The sequence below is a fragment of the Anaerocolumna sp. MB42-C2 genome, assembly GCF_030913705.1.
Classification (GTDB): Bacteria; Bacillota; Clostridia; order Lachnospirales; family Lachnospiraceae; genus Anaerocolumna.
On the sequence record NZ_CP133190.1, the window covers coordinates 1,520,497 to 1,543,093 of the forward strand.

The window sequence follows — 22,597 nt, forward strand, 5'->3', positions numbered from 1 at the left end:
TTTTGTTACAGATTATTATCATAAAATCTTTTTTATATAATCTTTTCCATTCTAACTGTAGCATGTCACTCATATTCTCAACTTTCACGTCTTCCATTATATACCACACCAAATTATTTATCAAACTTTTATACAAGGACAACATGCCGTGAATAGTCAAAAGGAGGCATTGTTTTGCTATATATTCCTAATCACGCGCTTGCAAACCTCTCCATATATGCTAGGACCGTAGTTCCATTACTATATAATGAAATTATATCCTTGACATTTTCATTTTTTCAATAGTTTCTTCTAATAACTCCATCAGAACCTTTGCATTTTCAAACTCATTGGTTCGGAGCAGCTGTTGAATTCTGGTTTCTGTCTCTTTTTTCTTTTGTTCCAGCAACAGATAATCTTTGTCGAAATGATTGGCATAAATCATCTGTCGGAATTTACGGATGCTCATTCTGCGTACAGTATTGTTTTCTACCATAAGCACATAGTCCATGCAGTTGGCCACCGTATAATAATCATGGGACACCATAAGAATTGCACCTTTGTACTCTGAAATCGCCTGTTCTAATGCAATCTGCGCATAAACATCCAAATGCCCCGTCGGTTCATCCAGAAGCAGGAAGTTGGCTTTTTCTAATGAGAGCACAGCTAATTGAAACAAATCTCTTTCTCCGCCAGATAATTCACTCACTTTCTGGCCAAGCGTATCTCCTTCAAAACCATATTTTTTCAAATAGTCCTCTGTCTCATTTTTTGTGCCAAACCCTTTTTGTTCGAAAATTTCAAGCAATGTTTTCGCATCGTCATATAATGAGCCAGTAATCTGGGAAAACATGCTAACCTTTGCATCTTCACTAATTCTGATCGTGTCTTTCTTATTTTCAAAGATTTCAAATAGCATGGTTGTTTTACCAGTTCCATTATTCCCCACAATTGCTACATGCTCTGCAGGCTTCATTTCAAAATTCACATGTTCCAGAAGCTGTTCATCAAATGCAACGCTGTAATCCGTCAATTCCAGAATAGTATCATCTGCCACTGCACTTTCCAGTCCAAAAAAAATCTCCGGCTGTTTGATATCCACGAACGGAGCCTTTGTTTTTCTTGCTTTCAGCCGATCCACCAATGACTGTCTTGCGTGTACGGCTCTTCCAAGGGATGCGTTGTCCATTTCCGATGCTCTCGCTCTGGATTTTTCTAAGATTTTATTCTGACGGTTAATCTCTACCTGGTCTGCAGCAGCTGCTTCTTCTAAATCAATCTTCGTAGCAAGAAGTTCATAATTATATTCTGTATAGGTTCCATCAAATTCCTGCACATCCATATTTTCCATGTGGAGTATCTTGTTAAAGCAATGATTTAACAAGTACCGGTTATGCGTGATAATAAGAAGTGTTCCTTTGTGGGCATTGATCAGGTTTCTTAACGCGTTCAGATGCTTAAAATCCAAAAATACATCCGGTTCATCCATAATTAGAAACCTTGGACTAAGCATCATCTCTTTGATTACCTGAACCAGCTTAAATTCTCCACCACTCAGACTACTGATTTTCTGTTCTTCTAATTTTTGTAGACTAGCTAGTTTTAATTGCTTCTTAATATTGATTTCATAAGACTCTCCATCAATCGCATTCCATTCATCTAATTCTTTTTGATACCCCTCGAAAATTTTCTCCAAATCTACAGTAGTCTCCATTAGCTTGCAAAAGTCAAATATTTTCTGCTCATGCTTTACAAACTCATCGCTGATATACTCAAACACGGTCATTTCTTCTTTGGGATCTAATTGCGAAAATTGACTGACATATCCGATTCTGTCAGTGTTGTCAATTACTATTTTTCCATCGTACAGATACTCTTTTGGGTGCATCAGTAAATCGAGTAACGTACTTTTTCCTGTACCGTTGGTACCAATCAATGCACAATGCACATCATCTTCTATTGTAAATGAAACTTTTTTATATAAATCCTTTTGCGGATACGAGTAGGACAAGTTTTGAACCTTAATCACGATTGCCTCCTATGGTAATTTATTTCCAATATAATTTAATACAAAAAACAAGTTTATGCACAAAGTTGTTTATAGGTCTGGTGGGGAGTGTGCAAACGATTTCTCTCCATCCAGATAATTAAATAAAAGGGGTTAACACTTTACATATATTTCTCCATATATTCTTTTGTGTGTTGAATCAAACAAATTCGAACACCACTAGACGCAACTACACTCTAGAATTTATCAATTGAAACTTCACTTTTCCCCTTATCACTTAATAACCCAAAGATTAATTTCCATGCATGCTCAGTAAACGTTGATTCTTTATCGTTATCTTTCATTCTATTATATGGTATCCAATATATAATATTTAACATGAGTGCATCAACTATACACTCGTATTCTCCATCAAAGCGCTCTTCTATTAGATAGCCTTGCTTCGAGAGAAAATGAAATGATCGAAGCAAATTCATACGAATTAGATTAATCACATTCTTTTGCATCTCTCTAATCCTTAATGACCGATTTGCCAATTGAGTATAATATCCAAAATAGAATGCATTGTCCATTACTACCTGCTGCATCCTATTAAACTGTACATGAAGCTCTTCTAGATTTTTAGATATCTCGAAAGAATCCATTCCGTTGCTCTCTAATATTGCTTCTGCTATATCTTCTTTTTTTTTGAAGTAATAAGTAAGATTTCCTTTACTCATCCTTAATGCTTCTGATATTTCTCTAACCGATACATTATCAAATCCTCGTTCGTTAAACATCTTTTTAGCAACGTCTATAATATCCTGTTTTGTTTTTTTTCCCATTCTCAACCCCCTTTTTTTATTATTCAATCTAAATTTAAAATAATATATTAGCACTAAAATATTGCTTTAATTAATTTCAAAAGATATTAGTACGCTTGTACTATTTTATCTTGATTTTATCAATCTGTCAATACAATGAATTTAACAAGAACATCTTCCTATTACATACTCAAAAACACAATAGCAATTATATAATTCATCTCTCTTCCTTGTTATTTCTCCATTGCAATCATGGTTTGAATAGTAAAACCGTAACTGTATATACAGCTACGTCTATTGTTCCTTATTCCTTATCCGATCTTTTAAGCCGATATGTTTCCAAATACAAAAGCCATTGAATGTCATCTACACACCCAATGGCTAAAACTATTGATAAACTAGGTTTTACCGTCTTTCAAGCTTCACCACCGTCTCAACGTGCCTTGAGGGATGATTATCGTCTCTTGTCCTAATAATCTTGTTCTCTTAATCTTTTTAACGATTTAGAATTGCAAATTTTTCTAAGTACAACTTATTATAGACTGAGTTATAGAGAAAACCTCCTCTATAGAAGCGGACAGGTTCATAACCTGATTTGAAACTTCTTCAATATTATTAGAAATGCCATTAAAAGATCTCCCAGCTTCATTAATAACTGACTCTCCCAATTCTACATCCTGGTTTACCGCCTGGATTATTCCTTCCGTCTGGTCAATTTCTGTCTGTATCGAGCAGATCAATTCTCCGATATTTTTTGCGGCACCTGAGGATTGCTCCGCCAATTTCCTGACTTCACTTGCCACTACGGTAAAGCCTCTTCCGTGCTCACCTGCCCTTGCGGCTTCAATCGCCGCATTCAGTGCTAACAGATTGGTCTGCTTTGCAATCTTTGTTATCATTTCAACGATGTTCATGATTTCCTTCGATTTTTTTTCCAGATTGTTAATTGCCTGTATCACTGAAGTAAAATTCTCACGTATGGTTGCCATCTGGCTGATTCCATTATTGATGACCTGATTTCCTTCTTCTGCTTTGGAAGAGGCTTCCACAAAGGATTCCACCACCTCCTGTAGATCTGCATCCACTTCTGTCATAACGGAATAGATACGATCCGCAAGATTTTTCATTTTATTAGAATCTGCTTTGGTCATTGTTACCTCTGCAGATTCCTGTTCCGTGATATTTTCTTCACCCGGCTCTGGTTCTGTTTCCTGCATATTAATTGATTCCGGTTCAGCTATATCGTCTGATACTAATATATCATTTTCTAAACTTTCTTGATTCATAAAGGTATCCTCCCATTACTCATCAGTTCATTTGTAATTTTTCAAAGTTTCTTCTACTTCTTTTGCTGTTTTTAATGTAAATGTTTTTTCGTTTTGGTATTGGATTGCCTAATCTCCTATTCCCCGCAACCGCTCTTTACGAATTCTTCGATTACCTTAATTGCTTCTTTTTCGTCTTTTCCATTTGCTTCAAAGGTCAGTTCATCACCCTTTACTGCACCCAAAGCCATTACGGATAAAATGCTTTTCGGCTGGTGCTTCTTGGTAGCATCTCCATTTTTATAAAATTCAATATCACATTCGAATCCTTTTACCAGTTTGGTAAGCAAGCTCGCGGGTCTTGCATGTAAACCTACCGGGTTTGTTACGGTTACGGTTACTTTTTCCATATTAATTTCTCCTTTTCCTGTTTATGTTTATTAATTAATGTAAACAAACTATTCAGTCCGCCGTGAAAAAGCGTATAGCCACACACTAATAAAGTTACTGTAAAAAAGTATAAAAAAAATTAAGGATTATGTAAAGAAAAAGAAAATGAGTTATGTCCGTTTAACACATGACATAACTCATGGTTTTTGATTCTATTTGGGCATGCAGCTGAATATGATTTTAGTTCAAAACTATACCCGGGGTTTCGATTTACAGAACCGCTTCGGTTAATCTTCTCTCGAATCAGTTGAATAGTTACAATTTTTTATAACTTTAGCTTTTTAAATCTTCACCATTCGTTTCAATCACTTTTTTATACCAATAATAAGAATCTTTTACATACCTTTTATGACTGCCTTTTCCCCAGTCATCCTGATCCACATAAATGAATCCATACCTTTTCGCCATCTCCGATGTTCCTGAGGATACCATATCAATGGGTGACCACGGACAATAGGCAAATACCCGGATACCATGTTCTATACAGATCCTTATTGCTTTGATATGTTCCCTGTAATACTCAATACGGTAGTCATCATGAACTGTATTTTCTTCATTTAATTCTTCTATCTGACCGTACCCATTTTCTGCTATCATTAACGGCTTTTGATATCTGTCCCAATAATTAGAAAAGCAATGATATAAACCTGATGGATTAACCGTCCAGCCCCACGGATTATCTTCAAGGTAAGGATTCTTTGTAACATCCCCAATTGCCATCGTATTCTTATCCGCACTTACGGCAGATGAGTTATAGTAACTGATAGCAAGAAAATCCATTGTATTGGCTTTCAATAATTCTAAATCTCCCTCTTCCATTTTTATATCAAAATGGTTATCTCTAAAATATTTCCATACATAACCAGGATATTCTCCCCTGAATTGAACATCTGTGTAGAAATACTGCGTCAGCTGGTTCTTTTCCATTGCCATAATGACATCTTCCGGCTTACAGGTATAAGGTACAACCGTAAAATCAGCCAGCATGCTACCGAATTGAAACTCAGGATTAATCTTACGTGCTTTTTCAATAATCCTGGCACATGCAATAAATTTATGATGAACCCCCTGAAGTTTACATTCATCAAGTTTTTCTACCGTATCTCTTACAATCCCCAGAGAGCTGAGCCCAATCCGTGTCAGATTTATCTGGTTTAAGATAATCCAATATTTTACTTTGCTTTTATATCGTTCTAAAACTGTTAAAGCAAATTTTTCAAAAATATCTATCATATTGCGGTTTAAAAATCCGTTATACTTTAGTGCCAAATTTACAGGCATATCATCATGGTATATGGTTACAATTGGTATCATATCCAATTCCTGCAGCAGGTCAAATACATCATCATAAAATTGCAGGCCTTTTTCATTCGGTACCTCATCATCTCCATTCGGAAAAATACGAGACCATGAAATTGACATTCTAAAAGCCTGTAACCCCATACCTTTCAAAAGTAATAAATCCTCTTTATAAGTATGATAAAACTCAATACCCAGTTTTTTAGGAAAGAAAAATTTATCAGGATTTTCCAGGCGCTCCATAATTTCAGCTTTTTCTAAATCGCCGCGTACTTTTGTACGCTCTAAATTAGGATTATAATCTTGAATATCCGCTACTGTAATACCTCTGTCATCGGCTCCTTCTGCCTGCTTTGCAGAGATTGCGGCTCCCCACATAAAATCTTTCGGAAATCCTTTTATATCTTTTATTATTTCCATAATATTTTCACCTACCTAACCATAAATATTTCAAAAAGTTCAATCATTTTTTCTGCCAGATTCACTTCCGACATGATTGTCATGAGAGTGTCCTGTGCATGAGTAAATAAAAGGCATGTCTCATAACTTTCTCCCGCGGCTTCTTTTTGAATAATATCTGTTTGCTCCTTATGTGCATTAATAATTTCTTGTCTGGCTTCTGTTATATATTCTTTTGCTTTTGAAAAGTCTTTTGTTTTTAAATAATCCAAAGCCTGATTCGTTTTCGTTCTTGCATTACCTGCAAATATGATTATTTGCATAGCAACAGGAATTAGTACATTATCGTCTTTCATTTTATACTCTCCTTACTGTTTTCACTAATTTTTTATTTATGTCATTTTGCTGTCTGTATTCCCTCTTCTTTAGCAAGCTGATTATCATATTTTCTGAAAAAGGGGAAATAAATTACAAAGTACATGGCAAATAATACAAAGAACCAAATAAAAGCCCTCCAGTCATTAGTGGTCAGCCAGGTACAGATTGGTGCCGGAATACGTGATACGTTATTGACTCCGGCCGGAATATTTAATAAGCCTCCTCTCATAATTATCCATATTACAATAGCTCCTATTACGGAATTTAACCACATCGGTATCATTAAAAGCGGATTAAACACAATCGTACCATATACAAGAGGCTCATTAATATTAAAAATGGAAGGTCCTACACTAATTTTAGCCATAGCCCTTAATTTTCTGGATTTTGCCTTGAACATCATAATATTTAACGGAAGCGTTCCTCCAAGACCACCCATAGCAATTAATGCCGTCGTAAAAATAGTTTCTGTGGTAACAATGTTAACCGGTGATTTTCCAGCTAAATATAAAGCTTCATTGGCCGAAATACCTGCTACTAAAATAGGTTTTACAATTGCATTCAATGACCATGCAGAAATACCTACGGAATATAAAAATACATATAAAAAACAAATAATAATAAAACCCGGTAGAGTTTGTCCAATATTACATAACGGCTGAAAAATTGTTGTAATTAATCCAAAAATATCAAAATGAAAGTTAAAAACTACGATACCGGTCGACAATAAAATAAAGGTAATCGGAATGATATTATTTATCCATTCACAAACAAAATCAGGCAGGGAATCGGAATCTTCCAGCAAATGAAGTTTGGCAACCAAATGGAATATAACCATAACAAATACGCCAACCATAATTGCTACGAATAAACCTTTTCCGCCGAAATAGTTCATATCTTCTACCGAGAAAGAAGCAAGATCCGATTTCGCTATATTGGGACACATTACCACAAAATAGGTGGCTATTGCAGTTAAGCCTGCCGTAACAGGAAATTTTTCATGCTTATATTCAATCATACCCTGATATGCCACAAGAAAAGTTACAAACACCGAGATAAACCCAAAACTAAATGTATTAACAAATGCAATACTTGGTAATGCAGGAATATATCTTACAAAAACATTGTAGATTGAAACAATGGAGCCAACCAGAATAAATGGTAAAATCTTTTGCATCGTTGACGCAATTGCAGCCAACCAAGGTATTGAAATTGTCTTCTTAATCTTTGGTGCCAATACTTCCGTTATCCAGTTTAATAGCTTTTGCATAATTTATTACCTCACTTTCTACTTGTCTTCTAAAGTCTTTATCGCTAAATCTAATAATGCTGCTCCATCAAGCATCGAATAAATATCTTCCGGAATTAATACGACTGGAATGCCGTATGGTGCTGCCTGTTCCGTAAAAGCTTCCATCCTGAATGCATAATGGGGACCAACCATAAGAATATCCATCCTTCCGAAATACTGCGTAACTTCACTTTCACTTTTTGCTTCGATATTTACATCTAATTTTCTTTTTTTTGCTGCTTTTCTCCCCTGCTGTGCTAAGAAGCCGGATGATAAACCGCCGCCACAGCATAAAATTATGTTCCTATGCTCCATATCTTCTTCTCCTGTTCTTTTTTGTAATATTATTGCTTATATTCTGCTTTCATTGACTTTGTAACAATATTATCAGTAATTTTTAATATAATTTCAACTCAACATTTGCACCGGTCAGTAAACATTGTCTTTTCACCTTATGGTGAAATTTTATATTCCACCATTCTGACCAATCATATTGTCACAATCTAAAATATGATGTACAATATACACAACGCAGTCTACATAAAAGATAGCTTACATTTTATTACTGTACCTTTAGGGGGATTTTATAATATGAAAAAAACTCATAAAGAAATCATTGCAATTCTGATGGAACACAACCAGCCTGTCAGTTCTACTTCCCTCGCCAATGCAATCAATGTTTCTACCAGGTCAATTAAAAATTATATTCATGAGATAAATGGCAGCTCGGATAATAAAACTATTTTATCTACCAAAACCGGTTATATCATTAATAAAGATATCGCCAAAACAACTTTGGCAGGATTAAAATGTGAAATTCCTCAGAATTATGAGGAACGCAGTATTTTTATAGTCAAACAATTATTAATCGGTAATTCTAAAAACCTGAATCTTTTTGATTTGTGTGAAACTTTATATATAAGTTACCCAACCTTAAAAAATGACATCATTAAAATGAACCGGTCCTTTTCATCTTTTCAGGTTAAATTTGAAACCAGAAATGATATCCTGAATATTAATGGAAGCGAAAAATCCAAACGTAAACTGGTATCCTATATTCTTTCCGAAGAAGTAAATGGAAAATTTATGGATATCCAGCTTTTAAAAGACAGTTTCTCTGAAGATAAGATTACCAGTTTAACAACAATCCTTAAAAATACAATAAAAAAATACAATTACTATATCAACGATTTTTCTTATTATAATTTAATTACGCATTTAAGTATTGTAATTGATAGAATCATCGCCGGTAATTCCGTAAAACAGGATGTCCATCCTGAGATTGAAGAATGTCTTGAGAAAATCATTGCAGATGATTTATGCACACTGATGGCATCGAATTTCAAAATTACTTTTAGCATTGATGAATACTTTGAGATTTTCATGCTCATTAAAACAAATGCAAATTATAATTTAAACTCAAATGAAAATTATTTAGAACAGTTTGTAGATCCGGAAATAATTCATTATGTAAAAGAAGCTATAGAAATAGTACAGGAAAATTATTTCATTGATTTATCTTCGGATAACTTTACGGCTCCCTTTATTATTCACGTAAGCAATATGCTTCTCCGGATAAAAGCCAATTCCTCAATTAAAAATCCAATGGTTGAAAATATTAAAAATTCCTGTCCCACTATTTATGATATAGCGATTTTTCTATCCATGCTTTTTATAAATCATTATCAAATTATGATATCCGAGGATGAAACTGCTTTTATTGCACTCCATATAGGGGGTGAAATTGAACGTTTGGAAATGAACAGCAGCAAAATTACATGTGCCATATTATGTCCCAATTATGGAGAATTAAGCATGCAATTCTATAATCAGATTCTATTAAACTATGGCAACCAGCTTAACGTTGTTAAAGTTGTTTCCTTTGAACATGAATTGAAAAATTTAAGTTTTGATTTGCTTATTTCTACAATAAAGACCTCTGAAAGTCCCCAGTATAAGACAATTTTGGTACCACCATTTACAAATAATATTGATAAATCTACTATGTCCGATACCATTTATGCAATCCGGAATAGCATGAAATTCAGAATACTGAAAAATAATTTTCAATACTATTTTCAGGAGGATTTGTTTCTTTTTAATCCCAATGTTCGTTCAAAGGAAGATCTTATCACAGAACTTGGAAATAAGATGTATGAATTTGGTTATGTTGACAAAAAGTACACTGACCACGTACTGGAAAGGGAAAAAGTTGCATCAACTGCATTTTTTGAAATTGCAATTCCCCACTCCGTAAGGCATGATGCACTGAAAACTAATATTGCTGTTGTTATCAGCAAGCAAGGTATTGTTTGGGATAGTCACATAGTCCATATTGTTTTGCTGATTGCCATGAATAAACCTGATAAAAAGACTTTCCGGGAGTTATATGAAGCTTTGGTTATTTTATTTAATAATGAATCGGTAATTAAATTAATTAAAAACTGTACCAGTTTTTCCGAATTTAAAAACATCCTGTATACAAGTATTGGTGCCGGTTAAATGAGCTCAACCTGAATACGGAACCTCTCCAGTATATAAATAAATGTTATTTATCTCATTTAGGTGAAGTAACGGACTATTCTGAAAGCGCAGCTCAATAGTGCTTTTACATGCTAGATTGTAGAAAAACCAGGTGCTTTCATGTGCATCGCCTCCTGTAAATGACATAATATGCGAGAATTTGCGGTATTGAATAATTTCTCACGCCGTTATTCCTTGTAAGGCATATACGTGTAACTTCTGCAAAAAAACGATTACGAACTGATTTCGAATCCTCCTTTTCTAGAAGCACCTATATCAATTCCAATTTTCTTCATGTAATTCCTTTCTGGTAGCGATTGATACCGTGGTGGATTGTCTGTCACCTCGCGTAATTAATCAAGTATTAGTCCGCTTTCAATGACCATTCTTAGCTCATTTGACATATAAAAACTATGAGAAATACGTTTTGCGAGTTTCTCAAGTTATCGCAACAGTCACCAAATGCAAGCCAGCTTGTATTGGATCGTTGCTCGATTGGTCTTTTGAAAAACAGTTTTTATGGAGCAATAGGAAGCGCTATTATTTTTCTTATCGTTTTCTTAACTGCTGGATTGGTTCTTTTGATTACGGGTAGTCCGGCACTACTTAATGTACTTGTTGTTATATCTGCGACAGCCTTTGCAATCAACGCAGTTTCAGGCTTTAGAAAGGAAGCGTCAACAAAATGGAATAAATATGAATTGGCTGCTCCTGTAAGAAGAAAGGATATTGTTAAAAGCAGATATATAAGTTACATGTCTTGGATAATTTTTGGCATAATTCTGTCTGCTGTTTTCGCAGGGCTTGCTGTTTTAGTACATGGAAACCTTTATTTCTATCATGTAATACGCGACCCGTTAACACTTTTTTGTCTAAGTATTGGCATTGCATTACTCATGGGTACGCTCTACTATCCCGCAATATATCTTTTTGGAGCAGATAGAAACGAAGTTATAATTATTATTAGTTTACTTGATGCAGTTGGTATAGCATTTGCAATTATTTGGTTAATTAACGCAGGAAATGACTTCAATGTACTTAGTGACCCTGAATACTATTTTTTCATAGCTTTATTCTTGGGAATAGTAATTATATTATTTCTTTTGTCTTACGTTTTAACCGTAGCTATATATCGTAGAAAGGAATATTGAAAGCACTATCTGCCATTTGCGACATATACAAAAAGCTGTCTTTTGGCAAATGATATGATAGGCCGGTTTAACCTTGGTGCTTTTCAAGCTGTTAATAAAGGCTTCTACCCGGGTAATTATACCAACACCGGAGGAATGCTCATCAATTTCAATATGCAAATAAGGCTTTCCTCTCATTTCCTCCCGGAAGTAGTGCGAAAGAATAGAATCCGGACCGCATCCGTGATGGGTGAGAAAAATAGCATACAGATTGGGGTGGCAGCGAATCAGCTGGGCAGGTTCCAAAATATGCTGCCCAAACGGCCAAAACATATTTGGATGTTCTTTTGATATATCTCCTTCTATCAAATCATAAAATGGAATTATCTTATACCCCATCCCTGCAAGCTTCTCCGGTATGCCCATATTGAGCACCGGATCAGCCACACCGTATATTTTTGAGATCATTACAAATGCAATTTCATCTGGTTTCAGCTGACTCATTACCATCCTGCTATTTTCACCCATTCGTTCTTCAAAGCGGTTGGCGGCTTCTAAGCCTTTTTCCAGAGCCTTTCTTGTCTGTTCAGGTGATTTACCTAGCTGCTCCCCGATTTTAAGAAAGCTTTTCATAATAGATTCTTTTCCCGTATGAAATGCCATTGTGGGTGACAACAGGCTGATTCCCTTTTTATCCAGCTCCATCGCCCTGTTCATTACCTTAAATGCAAGCTGCATAAAAGCGCAGCCATAATTTTTTCTACTTTGAGAACCCGGATGATCTACCGTTACTAAATCAGGGAAAAAGATGTAATCAACCTTTTTCTCCATCAGTTCAGCCACATGTCCGGTAATCAGCTTGATGGGATAACAGGTTTCATCCATAGCATACTGCTGACCAAGAGCAATTGTACTTTCATCGGTTGGGTCAGATAAAACCACATTTAAGTCCAGTTCTTTAAAAAATGCATTGAACATGGAAAACATTCCATAGGTAAACAGTGCTCTTGGAATACCTACTATTTTTTTATTGGAATCCTCCGGCATATAATCATAAAATACAATTTTTTTAACATTTTCATGGAACTCATCTTTTACGGTATCCTGCATATTATTTGGACTCTGAAATGCCAAATCTTCTGCTGTAAGATCAAAGCCTTTAAAAGTGCTTTTTTGCCCGTTCATTTCCTCCATGGTCAGGACCGCGACCCCATAAGCTCCGGTTACACTAAAAAACGGGGGAACGATGATTTCTTTTCCTGTAATCACTCTGAATGCGTTAATCACTCCCTGATTATAAGCTAGACCTCCCTGAAAGAAAATTTTACTTCCTATTCTCTTTTGCCCTACAACCCTGTCAAGATAGTTTTTAACAATGGAGTAGCATAATCCGGAAACGATATCATTAAGCTTCGCACCTCTTGATAAAAAGGATGCAATACTTGTTTCTATGAATACGGTACACCTTTCACCAAGGCTGATTGGAGTATCACTTTCAATTGCAATCTCTCCAAAATTCTCGATGGGAATATTGAACTTCTTTGCCTGCTCTTCAATAAACGAACCCGTACCGGCTGCGCAAATCTTATTCATCTGAAAATCAACAACTGCACCATTTTCGATACTGATATATTTAGAATCCTGTCCTCCGATTTCAAAAATAGTATCCACTTCGCTGTCAATTTGAACTGCTGCTTTTGCCTGTGCTGTGATTTCATCCTTGATTACGTCGGCTCCAATCATTTTACCTATCATATACCTGCCAGAGCCGGTGGTTCCTGCTCCTATAATATTTACCCTTTCACCGAGCTCTTCTTTTATTTCCTTAAAGCCTCTTAATACGGCACCGACAGGATCGCCCAGAGTTCTTAAATATTTACAGGAAATAATTTCACCGCTTTTATTGATTAAAACAACATTCGTACTGGTCGAACCAATATCTACGCCAAGATAGCAGTCAATCCATTCACGCTCACCGGATATATCTTTGCATATATGCTTATGAAAGCTGTCGCCCTTTCCATAAGGGGATAGCTTAGGGAGCGTAATAGTATCCTCACTGCTTTTCATTTCTTCCAAACTCTCTAATAAGGAAAATACCTTATCCATATTAATCGACAGTCTATCTTTTCTTGCTATGACAGCTGTGCCAAACGCACCGGTACCTCCCAAATAGGCATAAAGCAACATGTCAGCCCTGAATATATTATTTGGTTCACTCTGTTCGCTTAAAGTCATCTCACTTAATAATTTGACAACTATTTCATACATTTTATTGTATACCGGGGTTTGCATTATAGCATTAGACCTGTTGTCGATTGCTCCACCCTCAATTCCTGTCAGTAACTGGATATTTTTTTCACGGAAACAGATAAATAATCTCAGAATCTCCTTCAATCGCTGACTAGGCGGATCAGCCTTGTGTTGTATCAAATATTTCTCAATATCCTCAAAAAGCTGCATAAAATTGTCTTTTTTTTCGGAAACCCTTTATTTTCTAGCCTATTCAGCCCACTTTACTTCTCTACCCTTGACATCAATACTATACTCTCCACATGCCTTGAGGTACAAAAAAGATGCTGTACCCCTCTGGCATCCCCTTGGCGGGAGCTCCTTTAGATTTTTATTAAGATGATTAATACAAAAATATGTATATTCTAATACCGATGCAATCCCGTCCTTTTTAAGCCGGTTATTTCATCTAATTACTAATCTCGGGTCGGTCAGGTTGGAAAGGAACAGATATATATAAATTTTCCTTTCTGATTTGATTTGAAATATGAGAAAAGCCGCCACGTTTGTGACGGTTGAGAGCAGATAAATATCAATAACATTCTTTGCTGTTTTTGATGAACACCCAAATTATTTCTATAAAGTAAGTTTTTTTGGAAAGCTTACTTTACATAACATTAGTCATATGATATATTAAATATGGAAAGTTTACTTTCCGTCACAAGTTTTAAAAAGAAGTGAGAATGTGAAGAACAGACTGGAGGAAATACGCAAACTGCAAGGTATTAAACAAGAAGAGCTTGCTGCAGCTTTGGAAGTATCCAGACAAACGATAGGTTCTTTAGAAAACGGACGGTATAATCCTTCTATAATACTTGCGTTCAAAATCGCCCGATATTTCAAAGTGACTATTGAAGAAATCTTTATTTTTGAGGAGGAATCAACTTGAAAAAGAATCATGTAACACGTTGTATATTTCTAATACTGCTGGGAGTTATAGTCTTAGCTGTTGGGATTTTTGTCATCAGCGAAAATTTAAAAACGATTTCCGGACTATGTATAGGCATAGGTGCTGGATTTATTAGCATGAATGTTGCAAATCTAATAATCATCCTTTATTACAAAAAGCACCCTGATCTAAAAAAGCAGAGTGAAATCGAATCGAAAGATGAACGCACAGTTGCCATTACCAATAAAGCCAAAGCAAAAGCTTTTGACATTACTGTAAGAGCTTTAATCATCATTCCTTTCCTGCTGATACTTGCCGATTCACCGTTATGGATGACGCTTGCCTCCGTGGCTCTTTATTCGTTTGGATTTGGTGCACAAATATATTTCACAATACGATACAGCAAAGAAATGTAAGCATCCTTCTATAAACCGCCTGGAAAGGAGATATTATGAAATATATGCAAAAAAAGCTTAGCAGCGACAGTCTTCGGGAACGAATCTTTTTTTCAGTCTTCCTTTTTCTAGTCCTGTTTTTCGGAACAATGATCCTCAGCTATTATCTGCTTCCACCTGAACTGCTTAAAAGCAAAAACCCATTGCAGAACTGGGAAACCTCCAATAATACCTTTATTCTCACATTTCAGATTTTCTTTTATAACATGCTGTCGGTGACAGTTATTGTTCTAGCAAGCCTATTTGCTAAGAAAAAAGAATGGGAGACAAACTATCTTTCAGTTGGCTACATAACTTTTTTTGCCCTGATTTTTATGAATGGCATTGTTGTAGGAACATGGTCTTTTTCTGTGGATAGCGATCCCGTTCCGTTGCCTGGCAGAATCATACGTACTTTTGATCTCATACATAGAGCCGGACTTTGGGAGATGATGGGACAATTGCTGATTACCTGTTCGGTTGCTCATATTGCTGCAGTGCTTACCAACGGGAAAGATACCGTTACCAGAAAAATGAAAGATATCCACCTTATCAAATCGGAAAAAGGCGCTTTTGCCTTTGGTATAATCCTGATGTTAATAGGAGCTATTGTAGAGAGTTTTGCTATTAATGCCTTGTAACTGATTTTTGTCTAATAAATATAAAGGGAAGCAGTGATTTTTAAACCTTACTGCCTCCCTTTTACATATACCATCCTTTACTATCTTCATCGTCTATAAGTCACATATAGGTTATTCACGGAGTGCCCAAATACATCTGTAAGTGTTGCCGCTGATTCTTTTAAATATTGTGCAAGAGTAATTCATCACGAACTAAACATTGCTTTTAATTTTGATTCGCTAAGACACACCCATGCTACAACGCTTATAGAAAATGGCGCTGACATAAAGGATGTGCAGGAAAGACTCGGGCATAACGATATTGTCGTAACAATGAACACTTATGTTAAAAACACTGAAATAATGAAATCTAAAAGTGTCGATATTTTTGAGAATGCAGTCCACCGATAAAACATTGTCCACCACTATAAAATTAGGTGGACAAGCGGTGGACAGCACCCACAAAATAAATTAATAATAACTTTAGAACCCCTTATTTTATCGGGATAATAGAACTATTGTTTCAACGTGCCTTGAGTAAACAAAAATGATATAGCGAAGACCCACTGTTTCCTTGGCGGAGTGATATTTCAGCAATAAATTTAGCTAACTGACTATTTTTTATCTTTCCAGAAAGAGCAAGGATTATACACTTGGAATATTTTCAATAATAATAACTTGTTCCATTTTGTCAAACTAAGAGCAGGTCATTGCATCTAAGTCAGATATCCATTTATAAATACCTGCCTTAGCTACTTCATTACAAAAGGTATAGAAATCAGACTCACCTCTTTGATTTCTCTGTAATGCAAAAATTGCTTCCTCGTATTTTCCTGTCTCACAAATATTAAATTCCACTTTGATACCAGTACTTTCAAGGATATCACCCGAGCGGTTGATATACGTTACTATTCCTGTTTCCAAATCAAAGATATTGGTAATCATTTCCATCGATTTAAACGCCTTGATCAACTTCGGAAAATCTGGTCCAGTATACAGTTTATGTGCTTCTTGAATTGAAGTAAGTGAAAATTCCATGTTTTGTCTCCTTTATAATTAAAATTGTAAGTTCATAATATATCAATTTCATTCAGGTTTATTGTAAAAAATCGTCGTCTTTATTCACCCTTATTATGTCTTTGATATTCTTTAGGTGTTAACCCTGTGAGCGATTTAAATTCCTTTATAAAATGAGCTTGATCATAATGCATAATCTCATCAATATAACCTTTTCTATCCATTTGGTCAAGGATGTATCGCAGTCTAATAATCAGAGCAAACTTCTTTGGTGTAGTACCAACATTCCTTTTGAACCGTCTTTCAAAAGTAATTTCACTTATAAAAAGCTCTTTGGCTATTTCAGCAATCCTTATATTGCCATTAAAAAGTTTTATCTTTTCAATTGCTATAGCAATAAGCGAATCTTTTGTATCAAAGTTAATTTCTGATATCAGAAAACATTCTACAATATATATGCGCTCTAAATCAGACTTTGCTAATTGCAACTTTTCCTCAACAGCTTTTACCTTATCTGAATTCAAAACAACATCCAGCGAAACACTCTGATTAAATAATTCATCGAGTGGAAAAGAGAAAAAATGATAAGCACCCGTTTCTGTAAAATCTTGTAACGAACCCTCATGGTTTTAGTCCTTTTACTTCTATTCCTCATAATTGTTAAAGAAATGAATCGATACCTGCACTCATAGCACCATCTAGAAAAATAGCGGCATTAAAAAGGTTAACATTATGTAAAGCATTCCTGCCATTGCTAAAAACAAAACTAACGGGATTTTTCTGCCTGCAAAACTATTCGTTAATGCTCCTTTCTTTGGACATACAGCAATGCATTTTTGGCAGTTAAAACATTCAGCCGTTGTTACCTTCTTCATTTTGTGCACCTCTAGATTTGAGGGACATTTCTTTGTACATAACGTGCAATTGATGCACTTATCTTCGCTTCGGACGATACCACTGGGGCTAAACCGACCTGCAACTCCGGCGACAGCACCCTGTATACAGATATATTTGCAGACGAAATTATCAATAAAGAATGAGCCAATAATTGTTACAAATATCAACACAATACTTAACCAGGCTAATCCAGGCAATATTATGCTATATTGCTCAAACACATCATCAACGCTGACATGTAGCAGAAGCTTACCGCTTGCAATGGATAATGCTACTAGGCCTGTAAGCAGGATGTATTTCACTGCTCTAAGATATTTATCGAGTGTTGCAGGAACTGTGACCCTTTTTTTTAAAAGCTTGAGTCCTATATATCCAACACCCCTTTGCAGCGCACCCACCATGCATAAAAAACCACAAAAGCTTCTTTTGAAGATAATGGCAAATAAAATAAATATTATAAGAACTTCCATAATGCTATGTTGAGCTACATTTTCGAAAATTCCCTCAGTAAGGAAATCAATAACAAATGGGAATATTATTAGAAAAAAGGGAATGGTGGTTTTTGCTGATTTCTTATTATTAATATTCATTACATGGCCTCCTTGAACAAATCCAACGGAACGTATCCATATCATTTCCTACTTTAATTAGTTCCTTCTTTCGATTTAGTACAGATATCACCAACCCATTTATTGAGGGATAATACCAAGCTGTAATTAATATCTTCACAAAAATACCTCCTATTTATTTATGTGGTAATAATATCAAATCACATTAAACAAACAGGAGGTATAAAATTAAACAAATCCTAAACACTTTTCGATCTAATTATATTTTGCTACTCTAACAAGCGTTTCGAGCTTTTACTGCTATCTTCCTTATTTTATCCAAGAGGATATTTATCGAAGCCTTTATCTTCCATTGAATACCTAATTACCACATGATTTTATCTTACCTATTCAACCGATATCCCGCACCCCATACTGTTTCTAAGATTTTTGGGGTTTTACGGTCATCCTCAATTTTTTCGCGAATACGATTAATATGCACCATAACCGTAGCGCTATCCCCAACATAATCATATCCCCATATTTTTTCAAACAATTGTTCCTTCGAGAAAACAATATTAGGATTTTCAGCCATAAATTTTAATAGTTCAAATTCCCGGTTAGGAAAACGAATTTCTTCCTCACCCTTATAGACCTTCCATCCCTGCAGAAGAACTCGAATATTACCTATTCGTATCTCATCGTCTTTCCCATCCAACTCTATTTGATTGACTTCTGTTAATCGATTATACTGTCTTATATTTGCATTTACTCTTGCTACAAGCTCAGCGGGATCAAAAGGTTTCGCAATATAATCATCTGCACCAAGTCCCAGACAACGAATTTTATCAACAGATTCAGTCCTTGCTGTTACCATGAGAATTGGAATATTAAGTTCACCTCTTATCTCTTTACAGATCTCATAACCATTCTTCCCAGGAAGCATAAGATCCAGTAGTATTAAGTCAAATTTTTCCGCATGCAGAAGTGGAAGTACTTTATCTCCATCACTTACAATGAATGTACCAAACCCACTAGCTTCCAGATAAGCCTGTTCTATCATACTGATATCATCATCGTCTTCGACAATCAGAATTCTATATTTTGCATTCACCTAAATCACCTCCTACATCCAAAATTGGTAGTCTTATTCGAATAGTAAGACCGCTTCTGTTTTCTGCATCTACTGAGCCTCCCATAGCATTCACCAGATATTTTACAATATAAAGACCTAGACCATTCCCTTCTTTTATATTCCTTGACTCATCACCTCGGAAAAACTGTTCAAAAATATGGGGGAGCTTATCTTCTGAAATTCCACAGCCATTATCAGAGATCTCAAGTACTACATATGCATGTTCTTCAAATATATTAATGGTAATTTCAAGCTTATCTGTTTCTGCATATTTTTTACTGTTTTCCAGTATATTATCAAGTATTCGATTCATTTGTTCTCGGTCAACCTTTGAAAACAAACCTGTTTTTACATCTTTTAATTTAATTTTTAAAGATTCATTCTCTATCAATAATTCGTATCTTTTCCCATAGGCTTCCAAATACTCACGCCACTCTGTCTTTTCAAAAAACAGTGGCATATTACCTGTTTCAAGTTTTGAGAAATAAAATAACTTTTCCAAAAGCCGATCCATTTCTATCGTTCGTCTATAAGCTGTATCAAGAAACTTTTCTCGTAATTCAGGTGTTGCAGCAACCCCATCCTTGAGACCTTTTAATGTTCCTCTAATTGCCGTTAATGGAGTCCTTAAGTCATGAGAAATTCCCGCCACCATTTCAACTCTCACCTTTTCATAAGACTCCTTTTCCGCATTAGCTTCCGTTATATGTTCCTGCATTTCATTAAATGCCTCACAGACATATTCAAATTCAATATCTCCCTTATATTTAACAGGCTCAGAATAATTTCCTTCTTTCATTCTCTTTGCTCCTTCTGACAATACAGCTAAAGGATTTGTGATATGTTTTATAAGTCTCTTAGTAAAAATCTGACTAATAATGAGTAAGGCACCTATGCAGAATATACCATCAATCAGTAATAGTATAAATATAGTAGTCAAACTATTTTTTTGAGGCCAGAATTCATGATATTCTCCTGCAATTGCATACACTTTCATTCTCTCATTCATAACATATTGTGTTATCACAGTCATATAGTCTTGTACATAAATATGCACCTTTCCATCTGTCTCCAAATAATCTCCAATATAATTTATAAGCTCACTCACAGGAAAATCAGTATTCGAGTAAATCACTTCACTATCTATTTCAACGCAAATAGAAAATCCATACCGATTCAATTTTTTTGCGAGATTGTTTATCGCCTCTTCTTTTGGAGATGGATTCCAATCTGTCAGGATCTTTCTTATTTGTTCGGTATGATCTGCTAACTCGGACGAACCAATCCTGCTGTTTTTATATTTGCTCTCATATAAATTTATTACAAGCATATTAAAGAAAAGAAATAGACTTAAAGTTACAAGTACCATTTTGGTATTAGAAATGAAAATTCTGCGTTTCACCGTCTGCTTTTCCTTATTCATTGTCCTCCCTCTCGTAATAGGTGTCACAGAGAAAATCGTCAATGTTTCTTCTCTATGACACACTCTGTTTTAACTTTTTTCTTTTTTGTTCATCATAGAATTTTCATATTACTACAGGATTTTGAACCAGCATTAACAGTAGTGTTACTGTATATATTTTAACATCTGATAATTAAAATCACGACACATTAATATATCTTGAAAATCGCCTTTCCAGCTAATACAATCAGGTGAATTATTCCAAATAAACTCTCCTGCCTTTTCAGGGTCATATACAAAAGAATCTTTTAATTTTTTATGTAATTCATTTGAAACTGTTGTTTTTCCAACTCCAAATGTACCATTTATCCATATAATCATAATTACTTACCTCCATATAACATAAATATCATTTTGTTTCATAAAATTTTACTGCAGCGAAATATGTATTTTATACAACATATTTTTTATGTGTTTACATCGTCATAGGTACTGGTATGTTCCTGTATAATGCTTACCATGGTTCTAAAAAAGTGGGTTCACCCCGCTACCCTTAAGGTGGGATAGTTACTCATTACTCGGAAACATAACTTTTACTTCGTCAATTAACTGCCTTAGCTGTATGCAGGCATTTGAGCTATCCGTTCCGGTTGCCGTAAAAATAGAATTCACTTTATCATGGTAGCCAAGCGGGTGAATATTAAAACCATCTATCATACCTACCGCCTTTTTTTCATTAAGGCAGTATTCTTCATTTAATGCAAACAATACTTGGTTGAGGGCTGAAATGGCTCGAACTATATGTGCAGTAACATAATAATTATCATTTTTCCTGGCATTACTTTCTGCAAACATTAACGAAAAACCAGCTTCAAATCCAAAGAATTCAATAATAGCTTTCTTCAATTTTGGAGGATATTGTTCAGCAATACTCTTTCGTAGAGAGATATTCCCCTTTTTATCCCATAACATTTTGCATACTGCCAATTCACCCATGTACATCACATTGATATAGGCATGGGGATGTCCAGTTTGATAATGTGCCGATATATTTCCTTCTTGACATTCTGCAATCACATTCTCAACTCGTTCAACCTCACGTAGAATAAAGTCAACATGGTATCCATCAATAATAAGCCAACCTCCGCCATTAACCCAATTGCCCCACTCACCCGGAGGAACGATCAGGTTTTTCCTATGCTCATCATCTATAAGCTGTGCTGCCTTATTCAATGATACAAGATCGAATGTTGCATTTTCATAATAGATACCGATGTCAATATCGGATTCTGGAGAATGTGTTCCCCTTGCACGCGAGCCGCCAAGTACAACGGCTTCTATACCTGAAATAGCTGTCAAAGCTGTTACAATTTTCTCTAATACAATTTTGATTTCATTCATGTATAACTCACCATACTTTCGCTAATATCAATAATTGTCAGTTCAAAACTACCCGTCAAATTCCTATTTTTATATTGTTTTATATGAGAACAATTCTCTATCATTTGAACGTTTTTACCGGATTGATTCCTCTCACAAAAAAAGGAGCATTTTGGACTTGGGCTTTGTATCGCCATGGAAATTATGAAGCTTCATAAAGGGGCGATCGGTATTAAAGTTTTCCCCTCTTCCGTTAATGAATATTCTACCTTGGGAGGAATTTCGTTGTATTGCTCTCTATGGATTAGGTTACTTGCTTCAAGTTCCTTTAACTGCTTACTTAATGTTCTGTGTGCTATTGGCTGCAATTCTTCATGCAGTTTGTTATAGCGTATGATTCCAGCCTCATGAATTTTCCAGAGTATAACCCATTTCCATTAGCCTTCTACAACCGACAT

General features: G+C 35.3%; 24 protein-coding genes. 6 read left to right on the plus strand and 18 right to left on the minus strand.

Annotated features, from left to right (window positions below):
• Positions 1-253: 253 nt before the first annotated feature.
• The 8 genes from RBU59_RS06800 to RBU59_RS06835 all read right to left on the minus strand — a co-directional run bounded on the left by RBU59_RS06800 (position 254) and on the right by RBU59_RS06835 (position 8,187).
• Entirely contained in the window at positions 254-2,008 is a 1,755-nt protein-coding gene (locus tag RBU59_RS06800; protein WP_308147127.1) for an ATP-binding cassette domain-containing protein, read from the minus strand.
• 215 nt (positions 2,009-2,223) lie between these two features.
• Positions 2,224-2,811 carry a TetR/AcrR family transcriptional regulator gene (locus RBU59_RS06805; protein WP_308147128.1) on the minus strand — a complete coding sequence of 196 codons (588 nt, stop codon included), beginning with the start codon at positions 2,809-2,811 and terminating at the stop codon, positions 2,224-2,226.
• A gap of 500 nt (positions 2,812-3,311) precedes the next feature.
• A complete protein-coding gene (locus RBU59_RS06810) occupies positions 3,312-4,076 on the minus strand; it encodes a methyl-accepting chemotaxis protein (protein WP_308147129.1) in 765 nt (254 codons plus the stop codon).
• Between the two features lie 116 nt (positions 4,077-4,192).
• On the minus strand, positions 4,193-4,465 hold the full coding sequence (locus RBU59_RS06815; protein WP_308147130.1) for an HPr family phosphocarrier protein: 273 nt from the start codon (positions 4,463-4,465) through the stop codon (positions 4,193-4,195).
• A gap of 313 nt (positions 4,466-4,778) precedes the next feature.
• A complete protein-coding gene (locus RBU59_RS06820) occupies positions 4,779-6,224 on the minus strand; it encodes a glycoside hydrolase family 1 protein (protein WP_308147131.1) in 1,446 nt (481 codons plus the stop codon).
• An 11-nt stretch (positions 6,225-6,235) separates the two neighbouring features.
• Positions 6,236-6,559, minus strand: a complete 324-nt coding sequence (locus RBU59_RS06825; RefSeq protein WP_308147132.1) for a PTS lactose/cellobiose transporter subunit IIA — start codon at positions 6,557-6,559, stop codon at positions 6,236-6,238.
• A gap of 41 nt (positions 6,560-6,600) precedes the next feature.
• Positions 6,601-7,851, minus strand: a complete 1,251-nt coding sequence (locus tag RBU59_RS06830; protein WP_308147133.1) for a PTS sugar transporter subunit IIC — start codon at positions 7,849-7,851, stop codon at positions 6,601-6,603.
• 18 nt (positions 7,852-7,869) lie between these two features.
• Positions 7,870-8,187, minus strand: coding sequence for a PTS sugar transporter subunit IIB (locus RBU59_RS06835; protein WP_308147134.1), 318 nt, complete (start codon positions 8,185-8,187; stop codon positions 7,870-7,872).
• Positions 8,188-8,463: 276 nt separating this feature from the next.
• Between RBU59_RS06835 and RBU59_RS06840 the strand changes: the two genes are divergently transcribed.
• Entirely contained in the window at positions 8,464-10,374 is a 1,911-nt protein-coding gene (locus tag RBU59_RS06840) for a BglG family transcription antiterminator (protein ID WP_308147135.1), read from the plus strand.
• A gap of 434 nt (positions 10,375-10,808) precedes the next feature.
• On the plus strand, positions 10,809-11,546 hold the full coding sequence (locus RBU59_RS06845) for an ABC-2 transporter permease (protein ID WP_308147136.1): 738 nt from the start codon (positions 10,809-10,811) through the stop codon (positions 11,544-11,546).
• Here the strand turns inward: RBU59_RS06845 and RBU59_RS06850 are convergent.
• Positions 11,511-13,988, minus strand: coding sequence for an acyl-CoA dehydratase activase-related protein (locus RBU59_RS06850; RefSeq protein ID WP_308147137.1), 2,478 nt, complete (start codon positions 13,986-13,988; stop codon positions 11,511-11,513). The two genes, RBU59_RS06845 and RBU59_RS06850, sit on opposite strands and share 36 nt — an antisense overlap.
• A 514-nt stretch (positions 13,989-14,502) precedes the next feature.
• On the opposite strand from RBU59_RS06850, the gene RBU59_RS06855 reads away from it, so the two are divergent.
• From RBU59_RS06855 to RBU59_RS28620, 4 genes are all read left to right on the plus strand, one after another.
• Complete coding sequence (locus RBU59_RS06855; protein WP_308147138.1) at positions 14,503-14,706, plus strand: helix-turn-helix transcriptional regulator; 204 nt, start codon at positions 14,503-14,505, stop codon at positions 14,704-14,706.
• Positions 14,703-15,122, plus strand: coding sequence for a hypothetical protein (locus RBU59_RS06860; RefSeq protein WP_308147139.1), 420 nt, complete (start codon positions 14,703-14,705; stop codon positions 15,120-15,122). Before RBU59_RS06855 ends, RBU59_RS06860 begins: the two co-directional genes overlap by 4 nt.
• A gap of 35 nt (positions 15,123-15,157) precedes the next feature.
• Positions 15,158-15,781 (plus strand): stage II sporulation protein M, encoded by a 624-nt coding sequence (locus RBU59_RS06865; protein WP_308147140.1) that lies wholly within the window; start codon positions 15,158-15,160, stop codon positions 15,779-15,781.
• Positions 15,782-15,961: 180 nt separating this feature from the next.
• Positions 15,962-16,171: a tyrosine-type recombinase/integrase gene (locus RBU59_RS28620; RefSeq protein ID WP_308148552.1), complete on the plus strand. Its 210-nt coding sequence runs from the start codon at positions 15,962-15,964 to the stop codon at positions 16,169-16,171.
• 285 nt (positions 16,172-16,456) lie between these two features.
• Here the strand turns inward: RBU59_RS28620 and RBU59_RS06875 are convergent, their stop codons facing one another.
• The 9 genes from RBU59_RS06875 to RBU59_RS28625 form a co-directional block, all read right to left on the minus strand.
• Complete coding sequence (locus tag RBU59_RS06875) at positions 16,457-16,798, minus strand: DUF1398 family protein (RefSeq protein WP_308147141.1); 342 nt, start codon at positions 16,796-16,798, stop codon at positions 16,457-16,459.
• Between the two features lie 80 nt (positions 16,799-16,878).
• A complete protein-coding gene (locus RBU59_RS06880) occupies positions 16,879-17,301 on the minus strand; it encodes a helix-turn-helix domain-containing protein (protein WP_308147142.1) in 423 nt (140 codons plus the stop codon).
• 174 nt (positions 17,302-17,475) lie between these two features.
• Positions 17,476-18,264 (minus strand): 4Fe-4S binding protein, encoded by a 789-nt coding sequence (locus tag RBU59_RS06885; protein WP_308147143.1) that lies wholly within the window; start codon positions 18,262-18,264, stop codon positions 17,476-17,478.
• On the minus strand, positions 18,254-18,403 hold the full coding sequence (locus RBU59_RS06890) for a hypothetical protein (RefSeq protein WP_308147144.1): 150 nt from the start codon (positions 18,401-18,403) through the stop codon (positions 18,254-18,256). The genes RBU59_RS06885 and RBU59_RS06890 overlap by 11 nt, the downstream gene beginning before the upstream one ends.
• Positions 18,404-18,625: 222 nt before the next feature.
• On the minus strand, positions 18,626-19,285 hold the full coding sequence (locus tag RBU59_RS06895) for a winged helix-turn-helix domain-containing protein (protein WP_442871710.1): 660 nt from the start codon (positions 19,283-19,285) through the stop codon (positions 18,626-18,628).
• A 34-nt stretch (positions 19,286-19,319) separates the two neighbouring features.
• The gene (locus RBU59_RS06900; RefSeq protein ID WP_308147146.1) at positions 19,320-20,780 is read right to left on the minus strand and encodes a HAMP domain-containing sensor histidine kinase; all 1,461 of its coding nucleotides are present in this window, start codon (positions 20,778-20,780) and stop codon (positions 19,320-19,322) included.
• Between the two features lie 144 nt (positions 20,781-20,924).
• Positions 20,925-21,140, minus strand: a complete 216-nt coding sequence (locus tag RBU59_RS06905) for a hypothetical protein (protein WP_308147147.1) — start codon at positions 21,138-21,140, stop codon at positions 20,925-20,927.
• A 186-nt stretch (positions 21,141-21,326) separates the two neighbouring features.
• Complete coding sequence (locus RBU59_RS06910) at positions 21,327-22,160, minus strand: nucleotidyltransferase domain-containing protein (RefSeq protein ID WP_308147148.1); 834 nt, start codon at positions 22,158-22,160, stop codon at positions 21,327-21,329.
• Positions 22,161-22,351: 191 nt separating this feature from the next.
• Positions 22,352-22,564: a winged helix-turn-helix transcriptional regulator gene (locus tag RBU59_RS28625; protein ID WP_334307751.1), complete on the minus strand. Its 213-nt coding sequence runs from the start codon at positions 22,562-22,564 to the stop codon at positions 22,352-22,354.
• Positions 22,565-22,597 lie beyond the last annotated feature (33 nt).